Consider the following 3,078-nt stretch of genomic DNA (forward strand, 5'->3'; position numbering starts at 1 on the left):
GGACCAGCAGCACCGCGACGAGCGCGGCCAGCGCGGCCAGCGGGACCAGCTCGCTGCCCACGTACCCGGACACGAAGGCGAGCGCGACCCCGATCGTCAGCCCGCCGACGACGGCGCCGCCGGGGGAGTCCAGCCCGCCCAGCACCGCCGCCACGAACCCGTACACGATCACGGTGTCCATGTAGGCCGGATAGACCAGGCTGCCGCCCGCGATCAGCACCCCGGCCAGCGAACCGACCAGCGCCGCGAGCGCCCACCCGAGGGTGAGCATCCGCCCGACGGGCACGCCCAGCAGCCGGGCCACCTCGCCGTCGAACGCGGCGGCCCGCATCCGCAGGCCGAGGTCGGTGAGCCGGAACAACGCGACCAGGCCGAGCAGGACCACCGCGACCGCACCGACCGTGACCAGCATCGACGGCGTGAGCGCGATCGTGGTGTCGCCGAACCGGAAGCCCTCCAGGCCCGCCGGGGCGGGGAAGGACCGGAACTGGGCGCCGAAGAGGATCGCGGCCAGCGCCTGCAGCGCCACGAACAGGCCGAGGGTGACGATCACCGCGCCGAGCTCGTTGTGCGGGCCGACCCGCCGGACGATGCCCCGCTCGATCGCGGCGCCGAGCGCGAGACCGGAGACGAGTGCGGTGAGCAGCCCGAGCCACCAGCTGCCGGTCGACTCGATGACCAGCAGGGCGAGGTAGGTGGTGAAGGCGGCCATGGCGCCCTGCGCGAAGTTGACCACCCGCGTGGAGCGCCAGATCAGCACCAGGGCCAGGGCGAACGCGGCGTACACGGTGCCCTGGCCGAGCCCGGCGAGGAGCGTGTTCACGAACTGCTGCATCAGAATCCCAGGTAGGCGTGTCGGAGCTCGGCGTCCGCGGCGAGCTCGGCGGCGGGGGCCCGCGCGACGACGCGGCCCAGGTTGAGCACCACCCCGACGTCGGCCACGGACAGGGCGCTGCGGGCGTTCTGCTCCACGAGCAGCACGGCGAGCCCGGTCTCGGCGACGAGGTCGCGGAGCAGGCCGAAGATCTGCGCGACGACCCGCGGGGCGAGGCCGAGCGAGGGCTCGTCGAGCAGCAGCACGTCCGGGGCGCAGGCGAGCGCCCGGCCGATGACCAGCATCTGGCGCTCGCCGCCGGAGAGCGTGTGGGCGTCTCGCCTGCGGCGCTCGGCGAGCGGCGGGAAGAGCTCGTAGACCGCGTCGAGGGAGTGGCCACGCCCCCCGCGGGCCTTCCCGAGCAGCGCGCCGAGCCGGAGGTTCTCCTCGACCGTCAGCTCGGTGATCACGCCCCGCCCCTCGGGGACGTGCGCGATGCCCGCCCTGGCGATCCGCTCCGCCGGGGCCCCGGTGAGCTCCTCGTCGCCGAGGTGCACGGTGCCCGCCCAGGGGCGGACCAGGCCGGAGACCGTGCGCAGCAGCGTGGTCTTGCCCGCGCCGTTCGCGCCGAGCACCGCGGTGATCCGGCCCGGCCCGGCCTCGACGTCGACCTCGGACAGCGCGGTGACCGGGCCGTACCCGGCGGAGAGGCCCACGACCCGCAACGCGGCGGTGGTCGCGGGGGCGCTCGACGTCGACGGTCCGCTCACGCCTCCTCCCCGAGGTACGCGGACACGACGGCCGGATCGTCCCGGACGACGTCGGGGGAGCCGTCCGCCACGACGCGGCCGAAGTCCAGGACGGTGATCCGGTCGCAGACCTCCATCACGAGGTCCATGTGGTGCTCCACCAGCACCACGGCCATCCGCTCGGCGAGCCCGCGGAGCAGGGTGCTGAGCTCGGCCATCTCGTCGGCGCCCAGGCCGCTCGCCGGCTCGTCGAGCAACAGCAGCTCCGGCTCGGCGACCAGCGCTCTGGCCAGCGCGACCCGCTTCTGCACCGGGTACGGCAGGCTGCCGGGGAGCCGGTCCGCGTAGCGCTCCGCCCCGAGCTCGGCCAACGCCGTCATCGCCCGCTCGTGCAGGGCTCGCTCGTCCCGGGCCGAGCGGCGCAGGGCGAACAGCCCGGCCAGGAAGCCCGCCCGGTGGTGCCGGTCGGCGCCGACCATCACGTTCTCCGCCACCGTCAGGCCGCGGAACAGGCCCACCCCCTGCAGCGTGCGTGCGATGCCCAGGCCCGCGAGCCGGTGCGGCCGCAGGTCGCGGATCGCGGAGCCGCGCAGCCGCAGCACGCCCTGGTCCGGTTGGACGAAACCGCAGCAGACGTTGAACAGCGTGGTCTTGCCCGCGCCGTTCGGGCCGATCACGCCGTGCACGGAGTGCGGCGCGACGGCCAGGGAGACGTCCTCGAGGGCGACCACCCCGCCGAACCGGACGGAGACGTCGTCGACCGCGAACAGGGCGGTGTCGGTCGGCGCGGACGTCACCGTGTCGACCTCAGCGGTCGGACCTCTTGTGCGGACCTCACTGTGCTGGCCTCCCTGGCTGCGTCGTCGAAGTCGGGGTGGGTTGTGAGCGGCGTCACCAAGAGGTTGGGCGCTGCGACCAGCGACCACCATGGGCGGGGCGCCCAGGAAAAGCGTCCGAGAACTGGGCGGAACGCCCGAACGGGTGGACGATCCGTTGTGACCTGTTGCACAGTCTCTGCGTGCTTCCGGTCGGTGAGGAGCGCCCCGCGAGCGGCCGCCGGGCGTTGGGGGCGGCCGCGGACGAGGCCTTGCGCGTCCTCGGCCACGCCCTGTTCGAGCAGCTCGACGCGCTGACCGACCGGCTCGCCATCCGCGTGCTCCGGCAGGAGCGCTCCTACGCCGAGCTCGATCTCGTCGACGAGCTGCGCGAGGCCTGCCGCACGAACCTGCTGCGTGGCATCGAGGTGCTGGCGGACACCGTGCCGGAGGGGGTCGACCCGGGCGACACGACCCGGGAGACCGGCCGGTCCCGCGCGCGCCAGGGCGTGCCGCTGGAGTCGGTGCTGCACTCGTACCGGCTCGGCTGCCGCATCCTGTGGGACGCGTTGCGCGAGACCTCCCGGACCCGGTTCGCGGGCGTGCACGACGCGGGCCTGCTCGACGCGGCGGGTTTCGTCTGGCGCACCAACGACGGCAGCTCCGCGGCCCTCGTCGACGCCTACCGCCAGGAGGAGCA

4 protein-coding genes are annotated in these 3,078 nt (G+C 74.4%); 1 reads left to right on the forward strand and 3 read right to left on the reverse strand.

Translation table 11 applies throughout. From position 1 onward, the window contains the following. From H5J29_RS27075 to H5J29_RS27085, 3 genes are all read right to left on the reverse strand, one after another. Positions 1–835 (reverse strand): branched-chain amino acid ABC transporter permease (locus H5J29_RS27075; protein ID WP_181783828.1); only part of this gene is annotated, 835 nt, incomplete at its 3' end. Beyond that, positions 835–1,584 carry an ABC transporter ATP-binding protein gene (locus tag H5J29_RS27080; protein ID WP_181783829.1) on the reverse strand — a complete coding sequence of 250 codons (750 nt, stop codon included), beginning with the start codon at positions 1,582–1,584 and terminating at the stop codon, positions 835–837. The genes H5J29_RS27075 and H5J29_RS27080, both read right to left, overlap by 1 nt. Further along, positions 1,581–2,360, reverse strand: a complete 780-nt coding sequence (locus tag H5J29_RS27085) for an ABC transporter ATP-binding protein (protein WP_312858435.1) — start codon at positions 2,358–2,360, stop codon at positions 1,581–1,583. The genes H5J29_RS27080 and H5J29_RS27085 overlap by 4 nt, the downstream gene beginning before the upstream one ends. Positions 2,361–2,581: 221 nt before the next feature. On the opposite strand from H5J29_RS27085, the gene H5J29_RS27090 reads away from it, so the two are divergent. Beyond that, a partial coding sequence (locus H5J29_RS27090; RefSeq protein WP_512700141.1) for an RsbRD N-terminal domain-containing protein occupies positions 2,582–3,078 on the forward strand: 497 nt, incomplete at its 3' end.

The sequence above is a fragment of the Pseudonocardia pini genome, from assembly GCF_013870575.1.
Taxonomy (GTDB): domain Bacteria; phylum Actinomycetota; class Actinomycetes; order Mycobacteriales; family Pseudonocardiaceae; genus Pseudonocardia; species Pseudonocardia pini.